The sequence below is a fragment of the Geoalkalibacter subterraneus genome (genome assembly GCF_000827125.1).
GTDB lineage: Bacteria > Desulfobacterota > Desulfuromonadia > Desulfuromonadales > Geoalkalibacteraceae > Geoalkalibacter_A > Geoalkalibacter_A subterraneus.
Map to the genome: position 1 here is coordinate 1,093,986 of NZ_CP010311.1, position 19,887 is coordinate 1,113,872.

The 19,887-nt window shown below is 55.3% G+C and carries 17 protein-coding genes and 1 pseudogene; 12 read left to right on the plus strand and 6 right to left on the minus strand.

Annotated features, from left to right (window positions below; translation table 11 throughout):
* The 3 genes from GSUB_RS04870 to GSUB_RS04880 are packed head-to-tail and all read right to left on the minus strand — an operon-like array spanning nucleotide 1 to nucleotide 2,034.
* Complete coding sequence (locus GSUB_RS04870; protein ID WP_144401952.1) at nucleotides 1-555, minus strand: hypothetical protein; 555 nt, start codon at nucleotides 553-555, stop codon at nucleotides 1-3.
* Entirely contained in the window at nucleotides 552-1,763 is a 1,212-nt protein-coding gene (locus tag GSUB_RS04875) for an MFS transporter (protein ID WP_040202115.1), read from the minus strand. The genes GSUB_RS04870 and GSUB_RS04875 overlap by 4 nt, the downstream gene beginning before the upstream one ends.
* A 58-nt stretch (nucleotides 1,764-1,821) precedes the next feature.
* Nucleotides 1,822-2,034 (minus strand): ferredoxin, encoded by a 213-nt coding sequence (locus tag GSUB_RS04880; protein ID WP_040199489.1) that lies wholly within the window; start codon nucleotides 2,032-2,034, stop codon nucleotides 1,822-1,824.
* Nucleotides 2,035-2,344: 310 nt separating this feature from the next.
* Here GSUB_RS04880 and GSUB_RS04885 point away from each other — a divergent pair, with 310 nt between their 5' ends.
* From GSUB_RS04885 to GSUB_RS04940, 12 genes and pseudogenes are all read left to right on the plus strand, one after another.
* Nucleotides 2,345-3,838, plus strand: a complete 1,494-nt coding sequence (locus GSUB_RS04885) for a sensor histidine kinase (RefSeq protein ID WP_052464562.1) — start codon at nucleotides 2,345-2,347, stop codon at nucleotides 3,836-3,838.
* Nucleotides 3,835-5,190 (plus strand): sigma-54-dependent transcriptional regulator, encoded by a 1,356-nt coding sequence (locus GSUB_RS04890; RefSeq protein WP_040199490.1) that lies wholly within the window; start codon nucleotides 3,835-3,837, stop codon nucleotides 5,188-5,190. Before GSUB_RS04885 ends, GSUB_RS04890 begins: the two co-directional genes overlap by 4 nt.
* Before the next feature lie 176 nt (nucleotides 5,191-5,366).
* Entirely contained in the window at nucleotides 5,367-5,786 is a 420-nt protein-coding gene (locus GSUB_RS04895; RefSeq protein WP_040199491.1) for a type IV pilus modification PilV family protein, read from the plus strand.
* A pseudogene (locus tag GSUB_RS20160) lies at nucleotides 5,783-5,878 on the plus strand (prepilin-type N-terminal cleavage/methylation domain-containing protein); the annotation flags it as partial. The gene GSUB_RS04895 and the pseudogene GSUB_RS20160, both read left to right, overlap by 4 nt.
* 957 nt (nucleotides 5,879-6,835) lie before the next feature.
* Nucleotides 6,836-7,339, plus strand: a complete 504-nt coding sequence (locus GSUB_RS04905; RefSeq protein ID WP_040199494.1) for a pilus assembly PilX family protein — start codon at nucleotides 6,836-6,838, stop codon at nucleotides 7,337-7,339.
* Nucleotides 7,340-7,391: 52 nt separating this feature from the next.
* Nucleotides 7,392-7,748, plus strand: a complete 357-nt coding sequence (locus tag GSUB_RS04910; protein WP_144401953.1) for a hypothetical protein — start codon at nucleotides 7,392-7,394, stop codon at nucleotides 7,746-7,748.
* A gap of 29 nt (nucleotides 7,749-7,777) precedes the next feature.
* The gene (locus GSUB_RS04915; RefSeq protein WP_040199498.1) at nucleotides 7,778-11,326 is read left to right on the plus strand and encodes a pilus assembly protein; all 3,549 of its coding nucleotides are present in this window, start codon (nucleotides 7,778-7,780) and stop codon (nucleotides 11,324-11,326) included.
* A gap of 22 nt (nucleotides 11,327-11,348) precedes the next feature.
* Nucleotides 11,349-11,822 (plus strand): GspH/FimT family pseudopilin, encoded by a 474-nt coding sequence (locus tag GSUB_RS04920; protein ID WP_040199500.1) that lies wholly within the window; start codon nucleotides 11,349-11,351, stop codon nucleotides 11,820-11,822.
* 203 nt (nucleotides 11,823-12,025) lie between these two features.
* Nucleotides 12,026-12,466 carry a type IV pilus modification PilV family protein gene (locus tag GSUB_RS04925; RefSeq protein WP_040199501.1) on the plus strand — a complete coding sequence of 147 codons (441 nt, stop codon included), beginning with the start codon at nucleotides 12,026-12,028 and terminating at the stop codon, nucleotides 12,464-12,466.
* A gap of 11 nt (nucleotides 12,467-12,477) precedes the next feature.
* Nucleotides 12,478-13,338 (plus strand): PilW family protein, encoded by an 861-nt coding sequence (locus GSUB_RS04930; protein WP_040199502.1) that lies wholly within the window; start codon nucleotides 12,478-12,480, stop codon nucleotides 13,336-13,338.
* Nucleotides 13,339-13,366: 28 nt separating this feature from the next.
* Nucleotides 13,367-13,924, plus strand: coding sequence for a pilus assembly PilX family protein (locus GSUB_RS04935; protein WP_144401955.1), 558 nt, complete (start codon nucleotides 13,367-13,369; stop codon nucleotides 13,922-13,924).
* 5 nt (nucleotides 13,925-13,929) lie between these two features.
* Complete coding sequence (locus GSUB_RS04940; RefSeq protein WP_158414042.1) at nucleotides 13,930-17,673, plus strand: pilus assembly protein; 3,744 nt, start codon at nucleotides 13,930-13,932, stop codon at nucleotides 17,671-17,673.
* A gap of 65 nt (nucleotides 17,674-17,738) precedes the next feature.
* Here the strand turns inward: GSUB_RS04940 and GSUB_RS18980 are convergent, their stop codons facing one another.
* The 3 genes from GSUB_RS18980 to GSUB_RS04950 are packed head-to-tail and all read right to left on the minus strand — an operon-like array spanning nucleotide 17,739 to nucleotide 19,764.
* Entirely contained in the window at nucleotides 17,739-18,143 is a 405-nt protein-coding gene (locus GSUB_RS18980; protein ID WP_144401956.1) for a hypothetical protein, read from the minus strand.
* Between the two features lie 33 nt (nucleotides 18,144-18,176).
* Entirely contained in the window at nucleotides 18,177-19,190 is a 1,014-nt protein-coding gene (locus GSUB_RS04945) for a helix-turn-helix domain-containing protein (protein WP_040199505.1), read from the minus strand.
* Nucleotides 19,165-19,764, minus strand: a complete 600-nt coding sequence (locus GSUB_RS04950; protein ID WP_040199506.1) for a hypothetical protein — start codon at nucleotides 19,762-19,764, stop codon at nucleotides 19,165-19,167. The genes GSUB_RS04945 and GSUB_RS04950 overlap by 26 nt, the downstream gene beginning before the upstream one ends.
* Between the last annotated feature and the right edge of the window lie 123 nt (nucleotides 19,765-19,887).

The window sequence follows — 19,887 nt, forward strand, 5'->3', positions numbered from 1 at the left end:
TTACCGCAGTGTTCCAAAGGATTTGATCATATCCTTGAATTGTTTCTGATATGTCGCAAACTGGTCCGGTAAGGCTGAATACAGGATAATATACCGTACGAAGGGATCGCCGAGCAGGATAATGCGATACTGCCGGAGGGGATTTGTGCCATAGAGGTCTTTCCCTTCCAGCCCCGCGACTTCGATGTCCGCTTCCTTTCCGGGAGTGAACCCATCAACGTGACGCGCGATTTCAGCTTTTGCCTGGGAGAAATCCAGCTTTTCGTGGGGGATAATCACCGCCATGCGCGCAATGGGGGCGCTGCCCTCTGTCTCGGGCGACTGCCAGCCCACCGCGTCGGCCCCGGGCAGTGTGTCTGAATCCGGATCCAGAAATTTCTCCCAGTCGCCGGGGAACTCCACCGCGAAGTTGCGTGTTGCGTCGATGTACATTTTCTGCGGCGGGCCGTCGGCCCCCGATATCTTGCCCATCATGCCCGAACACCCGGAAAGCAGCACCATCAGAGTGCTACAGATAAAAACTGCCGTCCCGATTGCTTTTCTTTGCATCATCATGAAGGCTCCTTTCCGGGGGTGAGTTCTGCCGGCTCATTGGTTATCGAATGGATGAAAATGATCACAGCCGGTACAAGAACCAGTATCATGACTATTCCAAGAAACAAGAAAGCGGTGTTGAGTCCCCACCGGTCGGCTGCCATGCCAGCCAGGGGGCCGGTGCAGAAAAAGAAAAACCGGAACAGGAAGGATTTGATCGACATGATGCTCGCTCTTGTGCCGGTTCGACTCTGCTGCTGAATACAGTTTTTGAGCATTGGCCCCTGCAGGCCGCGCATGGCGGTGAGCAGGTAGTAAAAGAGAAAGCTCAGGCTCGCAGCAGTCAACGCCAGCCCCAGGTACCCCGCCAGGACGAGACCGACCAGGGTTATCGCCATCATGCGTGTGCCCAGCACAAACGCCACGCGGTGGCTGAGCCAGGAAAAAATCGCCACTGTGAGGTTGGCCCCGGCCCAGATGGGGCCGAACCAGGTCAGAGGCACGCCGGTTTCCTGCATGAACGGTTGAATCAGCCACACAGGGTAAAAAGAGGCGAGACCGAGAAAAACAGAAAACAGCAGGGCCGCCCGCAGTCGCCGGTTCTCCTTGAGGGCATGGCGAATTGTGCCCCATGCCTGGCTCAGATGCGATCCGCCATGCGGGGCATGTGCCCGCTGCGGCTCACGCAGGGAAAAGGTCAGCAGCAGAATCAGAACCCAGATCGCCACCTGGATAATGAAGGGCAGCAAGGGAAGAAACGCATAGAGGGTGCCTGCAAACAGGGCCCCCACCGCTTCGCCGGTCTGGGCCAGCCCCAGCATGCGTCCCTCGAACTGTGAATACAGATGGGCCCTGTTTTCGCTGTCGAGAGTTTCGTAGAGCAGCGCGCTGTCGGACCCGCTGATGAAGGCGAAAGAGGCTCCGAGGATCAGCTCCGCCAGCAGCACCGTGCCGAAACTGTCCGCCCTGAGATAAAATCCCCAGCCGATGATGCCCAAAACCGCCGCCATATTGAGGCACAACTTGTAGCCGAGCAGGTCGCTGAGATAGCCGGAAGGGTATTCGAAGAGCAGTGTCGCCAGGGAAAAAAGCCCCTGGATAAAAAGAATCTCGGTCAGGCTCAGGCCGATGTGGTCCTTCCAGAACAGGGTGATGATCGCCATGGGAAACAGGGTCATCTTCAGGAAGGAGAAGGCGTACAGGGCGCGGATGTTGCGGGAAAGAGTCACCGTCGGCACCGAAAATCAGTTGGGGAAGGGGGGCGGCGATGCGTTTCGCAGCCCGACCTCAGGACCAGTAAATACAGGCGACCGGGCAGTTGTCCATCGCCTCTTCGATCTTTTTCGCCGGTGCCCCGGTCGGGTTGTAAACCACCGATTTGTGGTCATGACCATGGCCGGAACCGGCCACTTCTTCCATACGGAACACTTCTGGACAGATCTGGGTGCAGACCTCGCAGCCGATGCAGGCCTCCTGATCCACGACGGGAATGGATGACATGAATAATTTCTCCTTGAGATGGATGAGTCGGGTTGAGATTCGCCACTTATACCAGCAAACTGCGCTTTTGCCAATTTCTCAGAAAGGACGGCCTGTTGATTTACCGGGGTACCGTGTTGAACCCGGGCGACCCAGCGGGTCGCTCCTACGGCCCGATATTTATCCGCCGGTGTGGTAGGGGCGCACCGCGTGCGCCCTGGTCCCGTCATCCATCCCGCTTCTCTGGAATCGCCCATGAAAATCATGGCGTTGCAATACCAGATATGCTATTAGTTTAAATTAATTACAACGTCAAGCGAGGACAGCAGAAATGATCATGGGATTGCGTGCCCAGATCGTACTTACCACAACCCTTCTGGTATGTGCCGGTCTGCTTCTTTCGAGCGTTTTTCTCCTCAAGGTACTGGAGGAATCTCTGCGACAGGAGAGGGTGGATCGTGTGGTGACCCTCCTCAGGGTAGTGTCCTGGCAGGGCCTGACGGAGAGCGCCGGCAGGCCCCCTGTCGACAATGTGCTGCAGCGTTTTTCCGGGGAGATGGATCTGCTGGAACATGGCCTGTTCGACTCTTCCCTGCAGAAGCGCAGCGGCGGTTTGTCGCCCGGTGAGAATGCTACAGATCTACGGCACGTCCTTGCGTCCGGTACAATGATGACCCGCATCGAGACGCCCCGAGGTCTGCGCGCCCTGATGCCCGGTGCGACCGGCGGATTTTTCGATGTGATTCTGCCCCTGCACGGCGATCAAAACGGCAGGAGCGTCCTGTCGGCCCGTTTTTCCCTGGACGGTGTCGCGCAGCGCGTGGCCTTGGCTCGCAACGCGGCTCTTTTGCTGGTTGCGGGTTTTAGCGTAGTTCTTGTCGCCTTCGGTGTCTACTTGATCGACCGGTCGGTGATCGGGCCCACCCGCCGTTTGATGGAGGCGACTTCGGCAATCGCAGAAGGCCGCCTTTCCCACCAGTTGGATGTGCAGGGACCCCGTGAAATCGCCCAATTGACCTCCTCGTTCAATTCCATGACGGAAGCGCTCGAGCACAGCCGTCGCCAGGCGGACCAGACCATCGAGTCTCTGCATCAAGCCAACCGCGAACTCTCCGAAACACAAGGTCATCTCGCGCGTTCGCAGAAGATGGCTGCCGTCGGGCATCTGGCTGCCGGAATGGCTCATGAAATCGGCAACCCCCTTGGCGCGGCTATGGGGTATTTGGGGATGATCAAAGGCGAATCCGCTGGAACGCAATTCCTGGACCTCGTCCAGTACACGCAGAATGAGCTGGAGCGCATCGATAAGCTGGTGCGCGATCTGCTCGATTTTGCCCGTCCGGGTGAGGACGCCTCGCAGGCCATTTTCGATCCGAGCGACGCTGCCCATGAAGCCGTAACCCTTTTAACCCACCAGGGGCTGTTCAAGGGATCGATGAGGTTGGTCGATGAAATCCCCGAGGAGCTGCCTCCCGTGCGAGCCCAGCGGCATAAACTGGTGCAGATTTTCACCAATCTGCTGCTCAATGCTCGTGATGCATGCAGCAACGCGGGAACTGTCGCTGTGAAAGGGCGAGTTGAGGCATCCTGGATCGTTTTCGAAGTCGAAGATGACGGACCGGGGATGAACGAAGAGGTGGCGGCACAGATCTTCGACCCGTTTTTCACCACCAAGGAGCCGGGCAAGGGGCGGGGACTTGGCCTGTTCTTCTGCCATAAGGCTGTTGAGCAGATGGGTGGGCGCCTCGATGTGGTATCCGAGACAGGTTGTGGCAGCCGGTTCGTTCTGAGGCTGCCGGTACACGGAGAGGAGGGGGCTGCATGACTGAACCGCTGCACATCCTTGTCATCGACGACGATGCCTCCATGCGTCACATGCTGCGTTTGATGCTTGAGCGCGCGGACTACCACGTGAGCGAGGCCGTGGATGGACGTGCCGGCCTGCAGCACCTGAAAGATGAATCCACCGACCTTGTCCTGTGCGATGTGCGCATGCCGGAGCTGGGGGGGATGGATTTTCTGCAGGCGCAGGCCGAGATTCCCCATGACGCCACCATCATCATGATGACAGCTTATGGAAGCCTTGATCTGGCGATGGAGTGTCTCAAGCTTGGGGCCTACGATTATCTCTCCAAGCCCTTCAAGCCGGACGAGGTGGTGCTGACGCTGAAAAAAGCACAAGAGCGCCTCGGCCTCAAGCGAGAGAACAGGCGCCTGCACGAGGCTCTGGAAGCCCGGGATCAATCCTCTGAGCTTGTTTTCCGCAGTGAGGTCATGGCCCAGGTCATGCGTTTGGTGGCACAGGTCGCCCCGGCCTCTTCTCCGGTTCTGATCAGCGGCGAAACCGGCACCGGTAAGGAACTGGTGGCGCGCGCCCTGCATCGAAGAAGTTCAAGAGCGGACGGACCTTTTCTGTCCCTCAACTGTGGAGCGATTCCTGCGGGTTTGATCGAAAGCGAGCTGTTCGGGCACGTTCGTGGCGCCTTTACCGGTGCGGCACGTGATCACCAGGGGATGTTTCCCGCCGCTCACGGCGGGACCCTTTTTCTCGACGAAATCGCAGAGCTGCCCATGGAATTGCAGCCCAAGCTGCTGCGGGTTCTGCAGGAGAAAGAAATCCGCCGGGTCGGAGAAACCCGCAGCCGCGCCGTCGACGTGCGCATCCTGGCCGCGACCGCCGTCGACCTCAAACAGGCGGTGGAGCAGGGGCGGTTTCGGGAAGATCTTTACTACCGGCTCAACGTCATCGATATTCACCTGCCGCCTCTTCGTGAGCGACGAGAGGACATTGCCCCGCTGGTTTCCCATTTCCTGGCGCACTATGCCCGCAAGGAGAAGCGCCCGGCTCCGCAGATGGATCAGGAAGCCCTTGAACGGCTTGAAGGCTACGATTGGCCTGGCAATGTGCGTGAGCTGGGCAATTTTATCGAGCGCACGCTGATTTTCTGCCGCAGCCCTCGCATCGGATTGAAAGACCTGCCCTGGGAAGTCCGTCGCCGCAACCGAGATCAGCTGGACGATTTGTCTTTAAAGAAAGCCATTGTTCGCATGGAGCGTGAATTCATTCAGCGTGCCCTCGCCCGCACCGATGGAAACCGCACCCATGCCGCAGAGTTGCTCGAAATCAGCCTGCGAGCGCTTCTTTACAAGATTAAAGAATATAACCTGCAGGGATGAGGGGTTGTGAATTGACGTAGAGTATGCAAAATTTGCACGGTTTTCGACGCTTGAGCTATGCGGTGCCCACTGTTTCCTCGTTGGGACCCGTGGCGTGAGAATTGCTTAAGTATTCCTGTGTTTCTAAGGAGGTTCACTGGGAAAATGGGTATCTTTGATTTTATGGCGGACTGCAAGTGAATAAAAAATCCTTCTTTTCGATAACAGGCAGCCCTGCAGGGTTCACTCTGCTTGAACTCCTGATTGCCGTCACCATCTTTGCCGTCGGTCTGCTGACGGTGGCCGGCATGCAGGTCACGGCGATGCAGGCGGGGACCACGGCACAGACCCAGACGGTTGCCACCGCTCTGGCCCAGGGGGTGTTTGAGGAGTTGATGTCTCGTGATCCGGGCGATGCACTGTTTAATGACGTTGCCGACGAAGAAGAGTATGCCATCGATCAGGATATTCTTGATCAATTGAAAGGGGGAGATAATTATCAGGCGATTTACAGTATCACCCCCGACACCCCCGCCAGCGGACTGGCGCGCGTCGACGTGCGTGTCACCGGCAACAATCGCACCGTGCGGCTCTCAGGGTTCAAGAGAACGCTATGAATCAGTTCAGTCGCTATCTGAAAGACTCCCGGGCCTTCACCCTGATCGAGTTGCTGATTGTCTCCGGCCTTGTCGGTATTGTCATGGCGGCGGTGTTGGGGTTGGTCGTGACCACTCAACGGCACACCTATACCTCGGAAGAAGTGGTTGATGTGCAGCAGAACCTGCGGGTGGCGCTCGATTTCATGAGTTGCGATCTGCGGCATGCAGGGCTGGGGGTTGCCGCTGATGCCATTATTCTGGAAGCGCCTGCGGGGTTGCGCTGTGAAGATGGAAATGGTGACGGAGATTGTCTGGACTCAGGGGAAAGTGATTTTCTGCATTTTCAAACAGTGACCGCCACCGGTGAGATCGCACGAATTGGTGTTGACGGTGGAGTCACAACAACGTCTGATGAACAGACTATTGCCCTGTCCGACCAAAAAAGTGCGCGATTGTTGCTTCCGGAGGGGGAGGATTCGGCGCCGGTGTATGTTCGCATCTTCAGGCCGTCGAACCGTACTCAGCCTCTGGATCGGGTTTTTAAAGTCAAAGCTGTTGACCACGAAGCGGATCCGCCGACTCTGACGGTGACCGGTTTTATCGAGAGTACAGTGCTGCGCCCGGGGGATCTGCTGGTCAGGGTTGACGATCCCGACCTCGACGGAGACGGCGACCCCAATACAGACCCGCCCCAGCATCCCAATCAGGTTGATTACCGGTTGGTCAAGGCGGATACGGATGATCCCGATCAGTTTGACCTGGTGCGCGTGCCCACCGGAGTGGACCCCGATGACGAAACGACCTTTCAGAGGGTGGCCGGTAAAATTGTCGACGTCCAATTTCAATATCTGCTGGAAGACGGCAGTGAAACCGCACCGGCCGTTGGCAGTGACCTTGAGCGGATTCGTGCAATCCGCATCACGCTGGTCGCCGCCACAGACGCCACTCGCACCGGCAATGCCAATTTCAACCCCGGTCAGGGTGACAATGTCAAAACGCGTACGCTCTCGACCGTGGTGGAGTTGCGCAACCGCTGATTTTTGTGAACCGACAGGGAGCCACATATCATGCGTAAATACGTTTTTGCCCCAATGACCAATCAGAACGGTGCGGCGCTGGTCCTGGTTCTCACCATGCTGGCAGTGCTGATGATCCTGTGTTCCTTCGCCCTGGATACCTCAACCCTTGAAGTCAAAATCGCCAACAACGACCGGGCCGCCCGGCAGGCGCTTTATGCCGCGGAGCGCGGTGTGTTTTATGCGCTCGATAATTTAAACGACGGCTTGAACTTAAATGACCATGTAGCACCAAGCGGTAATACGTATGCAGAGGATATCCGCATTGACCGCAGCGCTCTCTTTAACCCCGATCCCGATGAGGATGAAAAGAGTGGGGCCACAATTCTCACCACCGGGCCACCCCCAACAGGTTCGGGGATGGATGCCACCACCGCCAGTGGTTTTCAGATGGTGTACTATGCGGTCGAAGCCTACGGGGTTTTTCCTGAAGGTGCGCCCAACCCGTCGCGTGCCGGGGTTGAAATGCAGGTGGGGCGCATCATTTCAAAATAATCGGAGACCTCTCGCTTTTTTGTTGTGATAAGGATTCGGGAAGGTGGATTTCATGTTCAGACTTTCGGCAAAAATAATCGCACTTCTGATTCTCGTTCTGTTGTCTTTGAGCGGGTCGGCTCTGGCCGCGGATAGGGCTGCTGCGTTGAAAGATTATGATGCGGGGCGGGTTTACGTCGGACAATACCCGGCGGACGGGCTGTTCATGCGGCGGTCGGTGAAAAAGGCTTATGCCCCGCACCACGCCCTGGCGCGCCTTGATCAAGTCCACTGCCCGGAGGCGCACCGGTCTCTTGCGGAACATGGGCGGTGGCAGGGCAACCTCAACGTCAATGGGTCTTGTGGCGATCCCGCGGACCCCGCTGTCTGGGTCGTCGGCAACTATCTCAATTTCATGACAGGTCGCTGAACTCGGTCCGATTCAGCGAAGGGGGTTCGATGAAGTCATTTTCCCGGTTTATAATCTTGATCTGTGTTTTTCTGGTCATTGCTTTGGGTCCACTGACCGTTGCCGCCGCACCGGACGATTACGTGGGCGACAGCGCCATTTTTGGCGGAGCCACTGCCGCGGTCAGGCCCAACGTGCTGATTATTCTCGATACTTCGGGCAGCATGAACGACCATATCGAGGTGACCCTGACGGACAGAGGGGAGATCGACACCTATGACTCGACCACCAACTACCGCGACACCGATTCCTGCGGGAGCGATCGCAATGACGACTGCCGCCGCGATACGATCTATAAGTGCTGGGAATGGGACGGGTCCCGCTGTGAAGAGTGGCGCACGACCAGCGCCACTCTCAACTCTCTCGAAAATTCCTGCGGCAACGGCCCCGGGGTGCTTTCCTCCGAGGGCATCTGGCAGACGTCCCAGTATGATATCGGCGACAGGGGAAGCTGTACGCTGAATATTTTGGCCAACAATACCTACGCGACGGGAAACTATATCAATTGGCAGCGCGGTGGGGGGGCCTCTGATGACAATGTGGTCAGAATGGCCAAGATCGACATTGCCAAGCGCGTCCTTTCCGACCTGATTGCCAATACCGCCGGCGTTGATTTCGGGTTGATGAAATTTCACTACAAGCGCAACGCTCGGGGGGAAGATGCCGCCAAAGGCGGTGAATTCGTCTCCGATGCCGGTTATGTCACAACGATCAAGGATATGGACGCCACTCATGTCCCGCCGCGCACCAACCGCGAGAAATTCCTTGAGGTTATCGGACGCATCACCGCTGAGGGATGGACGCCCCTGGCCGAATCCCTTTATGAGGCTGGGCGCTACTTCCGTGGCGAGCCCAGCGCTTTCCATGACAATGTCAGCTACAGCTCACCGATCAGTGCGCGCTGCCAGGCCAATTATGTCATCGTCGTTACCGATGGGATGTCGCGTCACGACCGCCACCCTGTGCTTGCGGAAAATATCGGCGATCAGGACAATGACGGCTTTGAGCCCCGCAATGACCCGGATAAGGATTACGGTTCCTACCGGGCCGAAGAATTATATGGTTCGGACTACCTCGACGATGTCGCCAAGTACCTGTTCGAGAATGACCATTCCGATCTGCCGGGAATCCAGAATATCATCACCTACACCGTCGGTTTCGGGGAGGTCGGCGCCGACGCCGGGGCGGTTAAACTCCTGAACGAAACCATTTTTCACGGTACCGGCGGAGCGCTCAGCCAGGCTTATCTGGCGATGGACATGGCAGATCTGAAAAAGGCCCTTACGGATATTCTGACCGACATTAAAAAGGCCAATACAGCTTTCGCGGCCCCCGTTGTTCCCGCGGCCCCGCAGAACCGCAACGCCAGTGGACAACGGGTCTATTTTGGACTGTTTCAGCCGACCAATGACGGCCGCTGGCACGGCAACCTCAAGAAATACGGCATCAACCAGAAGGGGCAACTTCTGGAGAGCGATGACAGAACAGTCGCTGTTGACGCCGATGGTCGGATCAGGGACAACGCTACATCCTTCTGGAGTCATTCCGCCGACGGACGGGAAGTTGCCGAAGGCGGCGCCGGGCATCTGTTGCCCTTGCGCGACCTGACCTCCAACCATCCTGTTGACGGTCGCCGCCGAATTTTCACCAATCTCGGCGACAGCCCGTTGCTGACCGATGCCGCAAACGCTTTTGAAGTCGCAAACCCTAATCTGCGAGAGGAGCTATCTGCCCTTGGAGATGCGGATTTTTCCAACCTGATCCGGTTCGTTCACGGTGTCGATGTTTTTGATGATGACGATGATGGTCAAATCACCGACAATCGCCCCTGGATTCTCGGTGACATTCTGCATGCCTCACCGGCTGTCGTTCATTACGCCGATTACGAATTTACCCTCGCCAAAGAAGCTGATCCAACCCTCAACAAATCGGTTATTTTTCTCGCTGCCAACGACGGCCAGCTTCATGCTTTTCGCGACGCGGACGGCAAGGAGCTCTGGTCATTTATTCCCAATATTCTCCTGAAGGATCTTAAATATCTGCGCGACGGGCATCACACCTATTTCGTCGATATGGCCCCTTCCCTGTTCATCTTCAATCCCGGCGAAGATGACCTTTCAGTGGATGATGGAGATAGAGTGATCCTTCTGTTCGGGCTGCGTCGCGGGTCAGGCAAGGACAACCTGCTGGCAGCTCAGGAGAGAGGCGCCTATTATGCGCTGGATGTCTCGGATCCGACTGCCCCGCGCCTGCTCTGGGAGCTCACCCGCGACGACAGCGGGTTCGAAGAACTGGGCGAAACCTGGAGTCAGCCCTCGCTGGTGCGGATGCGGATTCAAGAGGACACTGTTGTCCGTGATTTGTTGGTCGCGGTATTCGGTGCTGGTTACGACAACAATGAGGATTTGCGTTTTGGGAGCACTCAGGGCTTCCCCATTGTGGATGATGACACGGACACGACTCTTCCCACAGGTGATGCCGGCGATGTGATCAGCAGCGCAGACGGCGCTCAGCACAATCCGAGAGGTCGTGGGTTGTTTGCGGTCACGGTAGGAACATTCGATAGCAATGCTGTCGGTGCTTTTTTCAATCCGGCGGAATCGGTTGAGAAAATCTGGAGCCACACCTTTGCCGAAAATGAAGAGATGACTTTCGGCATCCCATCTGAAGTGGCTGCCCTCGACGTCAACCATGACGGCTATGTCGATCGTTTTTATGTCGGAGATACCGGCGGGTTTCTCTGGCGCATCGAAGCCCGCAATATCAACCCTGATGCCTGGCGGGTTGACCGGATTTTCGATGCAAACGGGGCAGACCCCTCCGAAGTGGGGCGCAAATTTTTCCACCGCCCTTCCGTGACGGTGGAACGCAACGGCCAGGCGATGATCTTCATCGGCAGCGGCGATCAGGCCCATCCACTCAATGAGGGTGTTGTCGATCGGCTTTACGCCATCAAAGATCCGGTCCCTTCAGTGCCCGATGCAGACCACATCTATACCCGGGATGAATCTGATCTTGTGGATGTGACCAAGAACCTGCTGCAGGAGGATGACCCCGACGTCCCCGTCACCGATATTCTGACCGCCCTATACGCTGAAGACGGCTGGTTTATCCGTTTGAATGAAAACGACGGTGAGAAAGTGCTCTCTTCCCCGCTGGTGTTCAATCGCGTCGCCTACTATACGACCTTCGCCTCAGAGGCCCCGGTGGCCGATGACCCCTGTGACACCGGCAATCTCGGTGTCGCCCGCGTCTACGCCGTCAATTATCTCACCGGCGAGGCGGTTTTCAACTATGATCTGAACAATGACATAGATGAAGATATGGTTAACAATGACCGTGCGCTGAATTCCGCCGGCGAGGTGTTGCGACGTTCGGATCGGGTCAAAACCCTCGGGTCCGGCATCCCCAGCGGGGCGAGAGTGATGATCACCGAAAGCGGAGAAGTCAAGGTCGTTATCGGCACCGATGGTGGACTTCAAATTGAAGATACCTTGCCGGGCGGTGGCCTCATTCCCCTTTACTGGAGACAACGGTGAGGAGCCAGGAGCGATCTTTAACATGCTGATACGTCGCCGGGGAGGTTTCGCCCTCATCGAAATGATCGTGGTCGTCGGCCTGATCTCGCTGCTGACCTATATCGGCTATCCCTATTACAAGGTTTTTATGCGCAACGCGGCGTATCGGTCCGCCGCACGTGAGGTGGCCTCGTCTATGCGTACAGCGCGCACCGAGGCAATTACCCAGAATCGTGAGCAAAGCCTGGCAATCGATCTAGGAAGTAACCAAATCCGATATCGGGGAAGCGAGAAAAAGGTTTCCTCCCTGGTTGATCTGCGCGCGGCCTCAGACCCCGGCGATGAAACAGACTGTTCACAGACGGACGGAGAGATCACTCTGCGCTTTTATCCCAACGGAACGGTCAATCGTGCTGCCTCCATCTGTATTCTGAACAAGGCCAAAGACCCCGACCACAAATTCACCACCCGCCTTCTTTCCCCGACCACCGGCAGTGTAGAGGTTGTTCGCCCCTGACCCTGCCTCCTGACAATTCCTGTCTGATCACTTCGCAAGACCGCGCAAATTTTGCATGGTTGCCTCCTCCCCAGGAAAAAATTTTTGTTTGTCTTAAAAATAAATGCGTATTTTCGACATGTTAAGAGCTTCTCTGTCTGTGGAGCTTATTTTGCATAAAATGTTTTAGCAGCATGTTTTGTCGTACATTGCGGGAGTCTTTTATGAACCAGAACGGTTTTACCCTTGTCGAGATGTTGGTGGCGGTGACCATCCTGGCCGTCGGTCTTCTGGCATTGGCGGGGTTGCAGGTCACGACCATCCAGAGCAACAGCCAGGCTGCCGACCTAGTTGAAGCGACCAGCCTTGCCCAGGCTGCTATGGAGCGGTTCCAATCCATTGACGGAGATCGGCCGTGGCTGAGAGCGGAGGACCTGGAAAATGTTGCACTGGATGATCTGAATGATTCTTCCCTGGATGATCTGATCCAGATACTCTCCGACAGCGGCTACCAACTCACACTGGACCTTACAGTTGATGCAGATGGTGTCGATCATGTGTCGCGTATTGACATGCGTGTGGTGTCTGATCAGTTCAGACAGAGGGTCGGCGGCCGGCATGCACCGCGAGCCGTCAATGTCACGGTTCTGAAACGCTACTTCTGAGGATTTGTTTAATGATCGCTGATGTTTTACGAAATGAACGCGGTTTCAGCCTCCCGGAATTGATCGTTGCTGCAACCGTCATGCTGGTGGTGATGAGTGCTTCCATGACCCTCTATATCGGCAGTCATCGCACTTCAAAGGTTGAAACCGATTTCGGCGATGTTCAGGCCAATTTGCGGCTGGCGCTGGATCAATTGAGTAAAGATGTGCGTATGGCAGGTTTTCTAACCGTGGAACCGCCGATTATCGATATTTCGCCCACGGAGTTCACTATCAGCACAACATCACCTTCACGTCGCTATGCGCGCATCACAGGTCCTGATCCCTCCATAGGAGTACAGAAGACCTTTGTTATCTACTCTTCTTCAATGGCGGAAAGATTCAGCACGGGTGATACCGTTCGTATTATCCGGCCGCCGAACCAGGAGCAACCGGGCGAAGGGAATGTTGCCGACCCATCCGATCTGGTATTTACCGTGCAGTCGGTAGACGCGCAAACCGACCCTGACAATCCCGAAATAACCCTAGCAGGGTTCAATGGGGGGATTGATTATTCCTATGCGGCCGGCGACATGATTGTGCGTGTGGTGGCTGGGGCGCCGTTGGTGAACGAGGTCCGTTATCGGTACCTCTCTGCCCCGGACAACGCTTTGCAGCGCATTGTCAATAGCGGGCCTCCCCAGACGCTTGCCCGTGGGTTGAAGGATGTTGTGTTTGACTACACGCTCAACGATGAAGATTTGGTCGTTGCGGTCAATATGAGGATCGAGGGTATTGCGGGGCCTGACCCCGATACCAACCCAGAGGCTGCCAAAAAGATTAGACCTCGGCAAAAAACTTTCCGCACCAGTGTGGCGGTGCGGAATATCTGAGTTCGCAGAAAGAAAGATGAGGTGGAGCATGGATTTAAAAAAAACAGGAACTAGTGCTTCGCGATCGCTTGGGGTGCGACGTCTTCTACGTACCCGTTTGTCCGATGAACGTGGTATGGCGCTAGTCCTGGCTGTTTCCATGCTGTTGATCCTGACGGTCCTTGGCATGGTGGCGTGGAATTCATCAACCAGGCAGCTTGTTCCGGCAGGGCTTCAGCAGGCGGAATACCAGGCTTTTTTTGCTGCCCAGCGTGGCATTGAGTACGCCCTCAATCGCGACATCCTGCTGAACATGAGCGGCTCGGTTGATCTCGCTTCGAATGCCCATAAGCCTTATATCGACGCCGGCAACACCAAGGCCGCCGGTCGGGGTGAGATTACGGAGGGGGAGATTGCCGATGGCGGAGCCGGTGTGGTGCCGCTGCGATTGAGGTCCCGCTACGGTTCAGAGTTTGGCGCCAATTACTACTTCATCTCCGTGCGTGGCGAAGGGCCGGGCGGACGGAGTCAGGACGTAGAAACCCAGGTGGTGCGTATGTACCGCCATGACGACGATTCGATTTTCCGGACCTCCGGGGGAGGCTGATGGTTATGGTCAGACGTTTATTCTTCGTGTTTACCGCAACTTTTTGTCTGGTGACAGCAGCAATCACATGGGCCGGAAGCGACACCTACCTTGGCGACACAGCCATCTATACTGGCGATCCGGCCAAGGTCAAGCCCAACATCCTGTTCATCATTGATAACAGCAAAGCGACACTGAATAAGGCTGCAGGGCAGGAATATTTCTTTGACGCCGATTCCCCCTATCCAGATCCCGACACCGGGGTGCAGGGCTCCCCATGGGATATCTATGAGGGAGACAACCAGGGTAATTTCACCGCTTTGCTTCTGAGCAATGACAGTGTCGTTGAAAGTGGCGGAGAAGTTGTTAACTTCAACAATCTTGCCACCTTCAGCAACTGCCCCGACGTTGTTGCCCACGACTTGGTCGCCTACGGGACCTATACCGCCGACGGCACGGCAGAGCGACCGATCATAAAAGCCAACCAGAATAAGTGCGTGACGGCGCCCAAGGGGAGTGTCTATGCCCTCAATAACTATATCTACTACACCAAAACTCCTCCAGATACGCCCGTAGTGGAGGTGGATGGGGAGCATTACAAGCTTTTGGCCGAGCACACATCGACTGAGAGCAACAAGCCCGGCTTTGGCGATGAGTGGCAGGACTATTGGGCTGTGACCGATTTCGAAGGAGCCGCCGACGCCTGGGCCGTTGCCATTGAATATTCTCTCGGGGGCGATGCCCTGAACCAACGCGAAATCATGTACAACGCACTGGAGCAGGTGTTGAAATCGACTTATCATCTGGCCAATTTCGGAGCCATGATTTACGGCGCCAACAACAAGGGCGGAACGATTATTCAGGACGTCACCGATTTCGGATCGGATTCGACCGATAGCAACAACAACAAAATTCCGGATGTGATCGAGGATTTTCTGGCTGCGCTTCCCGGTCCGGGGGAGAATGACGGCCCGGCAGCAATTACCGCCGGACCTCAACGACCTCAGTCCGAAGCGTTGTATGACGCTGGCGCCTACCTGGGTGCCGACTGGACTCCAATTACGGAAACCAGCTCAATCCCGGCAGATCTGGCAATCGATTGCAATACCCATGTGATCTTTCTGACCAACGGTTTATCCAATTCGGAGGGCGATCCCAAATTAGCTGCCAATATTGGCGATGCCGACAACAACATTGAGATTACTTATCGAGGAACGGTTTATCCGGATGTGGATGACGAAGGCGTCTATGGTCTCGGGGTGCATTACCTTGACGACGTGGCCTTTAAACTCTGGAATGAGTATGAAGTCGCTACCCACATGATTCTGGCGTTTCAGAAACAAGATGGATTGATCGTGCGTGCCGCAGTCAACGGCAAAGGCGAATTTCACAATGTCTTCAACGCCAATGAATTGGTGGCGGCGCTGCAGGGTTTGATTTTCCGAATGGTGCTTGAAGAAAATACCTCGTTCGTGGCGCCGGTAGTGCCTGCCAGCACCACCAACCGTACCCTGAGCAGCGACCGGGTGTATCTTGGCCTGTTCAAGCCTCAGCAGGGAAAACCTTGGCTTGGAAATCTCAAGAAATACAAAGTCAATGATCAAAACGAGCTTGAGGATATTAATAGCGATTCCGCAACCGAAGAAGATGGTGATTTTATCACGGCCACCAATTCTTTTTGGGGCGTCAACAATGCTGGAGATATTATGGCGCTGTCCAACAGTGATAATGGCGGTCTGGCAACCCGTCCGGCCAGTTCCGGTGATGGCGGTCTGATCGATGCCGGCGGTGCCGCAGGCACCATGCTTGCCCGTAAACTGGCGGGCGAAGATCGTAAGGTAGTGACCTATCTCGGCCCCAGCACCAGCCTGAATCACACTGACAATAAGATCGACACGGCCAACCTCACCGCAGAAAATACCGGGATTGCCGATTCCGAAGAACGTGACGACCTGATTGCCTATCTATTGGGCGACCTCGATCTTTTCGACCACGATGATGACGGCATCATTGACGAACCCCGCCCTTGGTTGATGGGAGATATTCTGCATTCTCGACCGGTCGTGTTTCATTATCAGGATTTTGACGCAGATAAAGAGCAGATCTGCTATCAGAGCGATCCCTCCGGCAATCGCAGCTATATTTTCGTAGGCAGCAATGAGGGGATGATTCACGCCATCCGCGACTGTGATGGCTCTGAAGCCTGGGCGTTCATCCCGCCCAATCTCTTGCCGAAATTAAAGCATTTGCAGGACCCCGCCCATCAATACATGGTCGATTCTTCGCCGACCCTTTATGTGCACGATCATAATGAGAATGGCAAAATCGAAGAAGGCGATTTGGTTCTTATGGTGATAGGTCAGGGGCGCGGGGGTGGCTCGAATCGTCTTCTGGAAGACGATTCTCGCGGAGCCTACACCGTTCTGGATGTGACCGACCCTGAGGCCCCGGTCTTTCTTTGGGATATCGACAATACTCTTGGTGCATTCTCTGAAATAGGCGAAACTTGGAGCCAGCCTCGGCTGACCAAAGTCAAGGTAAATGATGGCGGTACGGAAAAAACCAAAGTTGTCGCATTTGTTGGAGCCGGATATGACAATAATGAGGATCTGCGTTGGGGAGCAACGCAGACTTTCCCTGCCTCTACAGATGACACAACCGATCTTAACGGAATAAGCGCCGGAAGCGCCAATGTGACCTCCAGTAATGGTGCCGCCCCCCACAACCCGAAAGGACGGGGACTTTATGCTTTTGAAGTGGCGACGCTGAACAAGAACATCAATGGGCAATACGTTCCCAGCGTTCCAAGCGAACCGACCCTTATCTGGGCTTATACACCAACTGAGAATTCTGATCTGACCTTCTCGTTTCCGACGGACCTGGCTGTGCTGGACGTTAACGCCGATGGTTATGCAGATACCATCTATGCAGGAGATACAGGTGGGCGCATGTGGCGATTCAAGCTTGCGGGCAATAATCCAGCAACCGATTGGACCGGCAATATCATTTTCAATGCCAATACTGGTGCTTTGGATGTCGGGCGCAAGATTTTTTATCGCCCTTCGGTGACCTTCGATCGCGTTAAAATCCAGGAGGGCGATCAGGTGGTAAATCGTATTCGGCCGATCCTGTATTTTGGAACGGGGGATCGCTCACATCCCCTCAATACTGCGGTAACCGATCGGCTCTACAAAGTCGTAGACAAAGGGCAGGCGACAGCTGATGCCATCAACCATACGGATTTGATGGATGTTACAGGGAACGAACTCCAACTGGCCGACACGACTCCGGACCAGGCGCAGGCCATCCTTGATGGAATGAACGATGCGAACAATTATGGATGGTATATTGACCTGGAAGATGACGGAGAAAAAGCACTGGCGGGAACGGTGGTGTTCAACAATATCGCTTTATATACCACCTATACTCCCAACAATCTGATCGCGCCGGATCCATGCAACCCCAACCATCTCGGTACTGCCCGGGTTTACGGCGTCAATGCCAAAACCGGTGAAGCGATTCTCAACTGGGATCCCGACAATGACGGTGAAAATACCGATGGGAATGAACGCGCTGAAAACACGGATGGATATGTTCTGCGCAAAGCCGACCGTGTCAAAACCATCGGGCAGGGGATTCCTTCAGGGATTGTCACCCTGATCGATGCCAGCGGTCAGGCGACCCTTATGATCAGTTCGAGCAACCGTGTCAACACCATCGAAGGGATGGGTGCTCGGCTTATCAACCCGGTTTACTGGATGCAATGGTAAAGCAGGAAAACTGAACAAGGACAACAGCGGTAAGGGGTAGGGGCGCAGCATGCTGCGCCCCTGCGTTATCCTGCCCTCCAGAACCGCCGCCAAACCTCCCGGATACTCCCCGTTCCGAACTGTGCCGGCAGGCGACAGCGCATCTCTCCTTCCACCAGCGTCTCAAATTCAGGGATCAATGCCCTGCACTGCTCCGGCCTGTCCTCAGGTGGCAGCCGACAGCCGTGTGCCCCCAGATGAACGCAGCCCCATGGGGCGAATCGCGGAGTAGGGATCGGTACGCCCCGCACATCGCGCAACTCCATACCAAGAAAGGGCAGGGTGAAGCGCAACTGTTCGGGAGTGACTCTCTCCCCGCCGAAATAGCGCCTGACAAACCCCTCCGGGTCAGAGTAAACTCCCGGATGCCCTTGGCAGCACAAACCACGACACTGGCGGCAGATCTGCGGATCGCTGGGGAAATCACCCATGTAGCCCTCCCGGCTTCGACCTTCTGTTTGATTTTACAGTTTTTTTATAACCTGAACGATGTCATCTGCAAAAATCTGGTGGTATTTTTCTCCCGTGTAAGCCCCTTCACGCAATGGCTGACCAAAACCGGCATCCCCAAGCAGTGGTTTGATTTTTTTTGCGGTCACCCGCCATTGGGAGGCAAGAACCAAAGGCTCTTGGTTGATCAAGCCCGGGTTGGATATCTCTATCCAAAGAATCTCAAGAGCCCGGAACAATGCAATGGACTTGACCCATGGAGTCGGCCCTTGAGGCCGCAGCAACTGGTCGAGGATTCCAGGCGTCAAGGCATAGAATTTTTCGCGAGCATCGCTGCGCACCTGTATTGCGCCGGAATGAACCATTTCCGCCAGTATGTTTTGCGTTGAGCGCGGGCCGAAGCCCGTCACTTTTGCGATTTGTGACGGATGCATTTCGTCTGTCGAGCCGAGTACGCTGAGAATTTCACAGCGGTGGCTCACACCAAACAAAGCTCGCAAGCGAAGCAGTAACGGCGGCATGCCGTTGCGTGGGAAAGGTCTGGAGAGCTTTCTTCTCTGATATGGGGGGCGTAACAGCCCATGGCGGCGAAAGATTTCGTCGCATTCTTTTGGAGCCGGCAGAGGGTTTCCGTTTTGCTGGAAAAAGAGAGGTTCTTCCTCCTCGCAGACGTATTTTGTTGCTAGTTTCTTCCATTTAAGGGCGACTGCAGTTTTTTGCCCCAGTATTTCGGCGACGGAGCTGAGCGCTGGTCCACATTGGAATTCGAATTTTTGGGTAATGTTCTGGAGTCGCTGTATGTTCAGGAAATCTCCGTTGAGTTCAAGCCAGTCCATGACCTGGTCGAATAAACGGGGGTCGTAGCGGGCAACCGTTAATGTGAGCAGAAGGAGTGCTTCCGGATCGACAACTTTTGTTTCCTCCGAACTGCCGTATCCGGAAACTCCGATCGCCGTCCATTGACGCCACAGAAAGTCGAGGAGCTTTTCCAGTACAATCTGTTTAAATTCTCTCAACGAGGTGCTCATATCCAAACTCCCTGAAAAACATCATGAGGCCTTCCAGGTAGCCCTGAGAAGGATCGTGTGTCCGGGTCCATGCTGCTGCATCGAGCAACTCCGTATCTGTCGGTTTGAGCGCCTGAAGATCGGCCGCATGGTAACTGCCGAATTGATCTACTGCTGCATAGAGCTTAAAGAAAATCTGATCTCTTCGCCCGATAAAAGCAACGGTTAATTTGTCCCCGAATCTGGTCCACTCCAGACGGTCAATGAATCCTTGAGGGAGCCCGAGACGAAAGAGTCCGCCTTCTCCCTGGCTTGGTCCATTATTCAACCAGTCTTCTGGAAGATTCAGGTCTTCGGCCACCTGCAGTGCTTCTTGAATCAAAGGAGGCGGCAGAGGTGCAGGATCGATCAGACAACCCTGATCATCGGCTAAAGCGACGACATCGACATCTTTGGTGACCCTGTGAACAAGACCGGTGGCGATTAAAGCTGTCCCGCCGCAAACTACGAGATTGTAGTTTGGCGCGTTACTGATGGCGAGTCGCCGGTCCAGCAGATACAACGCACGAGAAAATTGTTCATATTGGTACGACATTGATCCCCCTTGTTCGCTTTGCGCGAACTATAGAATGCATTATTGGGTTTTTCAAGAAATTTCCTCTCTCCCTTTCCCAAAAACAAACACTTGATCCAATCTGAGTGTCCGTTTAGGATGAGA

Bases quoted from the DNA above. Each gene is read 5' to 3' on its own strand.
- GSUB_RS04910 (WP_144401953.1), top strand. From the start codon at position 7,392: ATGTTCAGACTTTCGGCAAAAATAATCGCACTTCTGATTCTCGTTCTG.
- GSUB_RS04885 (WP_052464562.1), top strand. From the start codon at position 2,345: ATGATCATGGGATTGCGTGCCCAGATCGTACTTACCACAACCCTTCTG.
- GSUB_RS04935 (WP_144401955.1), top strand. From the start codon at position 13,367: ATGGATTTAAAAAAAACAGGAACTAGTGCTTCGCGATCGCTTGGGGTG.
- GSUB_RS04915 (WP_040199498.1), top strand. From the start codon at position 7,778: ATGAAGTCATTTTCCCGGTTTATAATCTTGATCTGTGTTTTTCTGGTC.
- GSUB_RS04905 (WP_040199494.1), top strand. From the start codon at position 6,836: ATGCGTAAATACGTTTTTGCCCCAATGACCAATCAGAACGGTGCGGCG.
- GSUB_RS04945 (WP_040199505.1), bottom strand. From the start codon at position 19,190: ATGAGCACCTCGTTGAGAGAATTTAAACAGATTGTACTGGAAAAGCTC.
- GSUB_RS04920 (WP_040199500.1), top strand. From the start codon at position 11,349: ATGCTGATACGTCGCCGGGGAGGTTTCGCCCTCATCGAAATGATCGTG.
- GSUB_RS04950 (WP_040199506.1), bottom strand. From the start codon at position 19,764: ATGTCGTACCAATATGAACAATTTTCTCGTGCGTTGTATCTGCTGGAC.
- GSUB_RS04940 (WP_158414042.1), top strand. From the start codon at position 13,930: ATGGTCAGACGTTTATTCTTCGTGTTTACCGCAACTTTTTGTCTGGTG.
- GSUB_RS04925 (WP_040199501.1), top strand. From the start codon at position 12,026: ATGAACCAGAACGGTTTTACCCTTGTCGAGATGTTGGTGGCGGTGACC.
- GSUB_RS04880 (WP_040199489.1), bottom strand. From the start codon at position 2,034: ATGTCATCCATTCCCGTCGTGGATCAGGAGGCCTGCATCGGCTGCGAG.
- GSUB_RS04890 (WP_040199490.1), top strand. From the start codon at position 3,835: ATGACTGAACCGCTGCACATCCTTGTCATCGACGACGATGCCTCCATG.
- GSUB_RS04930 (WP_040199502.1), top strand. From the start codon at position 12,478: ATGATCGCTGATGTTTTACGAAATGAACGCGGTTTCAGCCTCCCGGAA.
- GSUB_RS04870 (WP_144401952.1), bottom strand. From the start codon at position 555: ATGATGATGCAAAGAAAAGCAATCGGGACGGCAGTTTTTATCTGTAGC.
- GSUB_RS18980 (WP_144401956.1), bottom strand. From the start codon at position 18,143: ATGGGTGATTTCCCCAGCGATCCGCAGATCTGCCGCCAGTGTCGTGGT.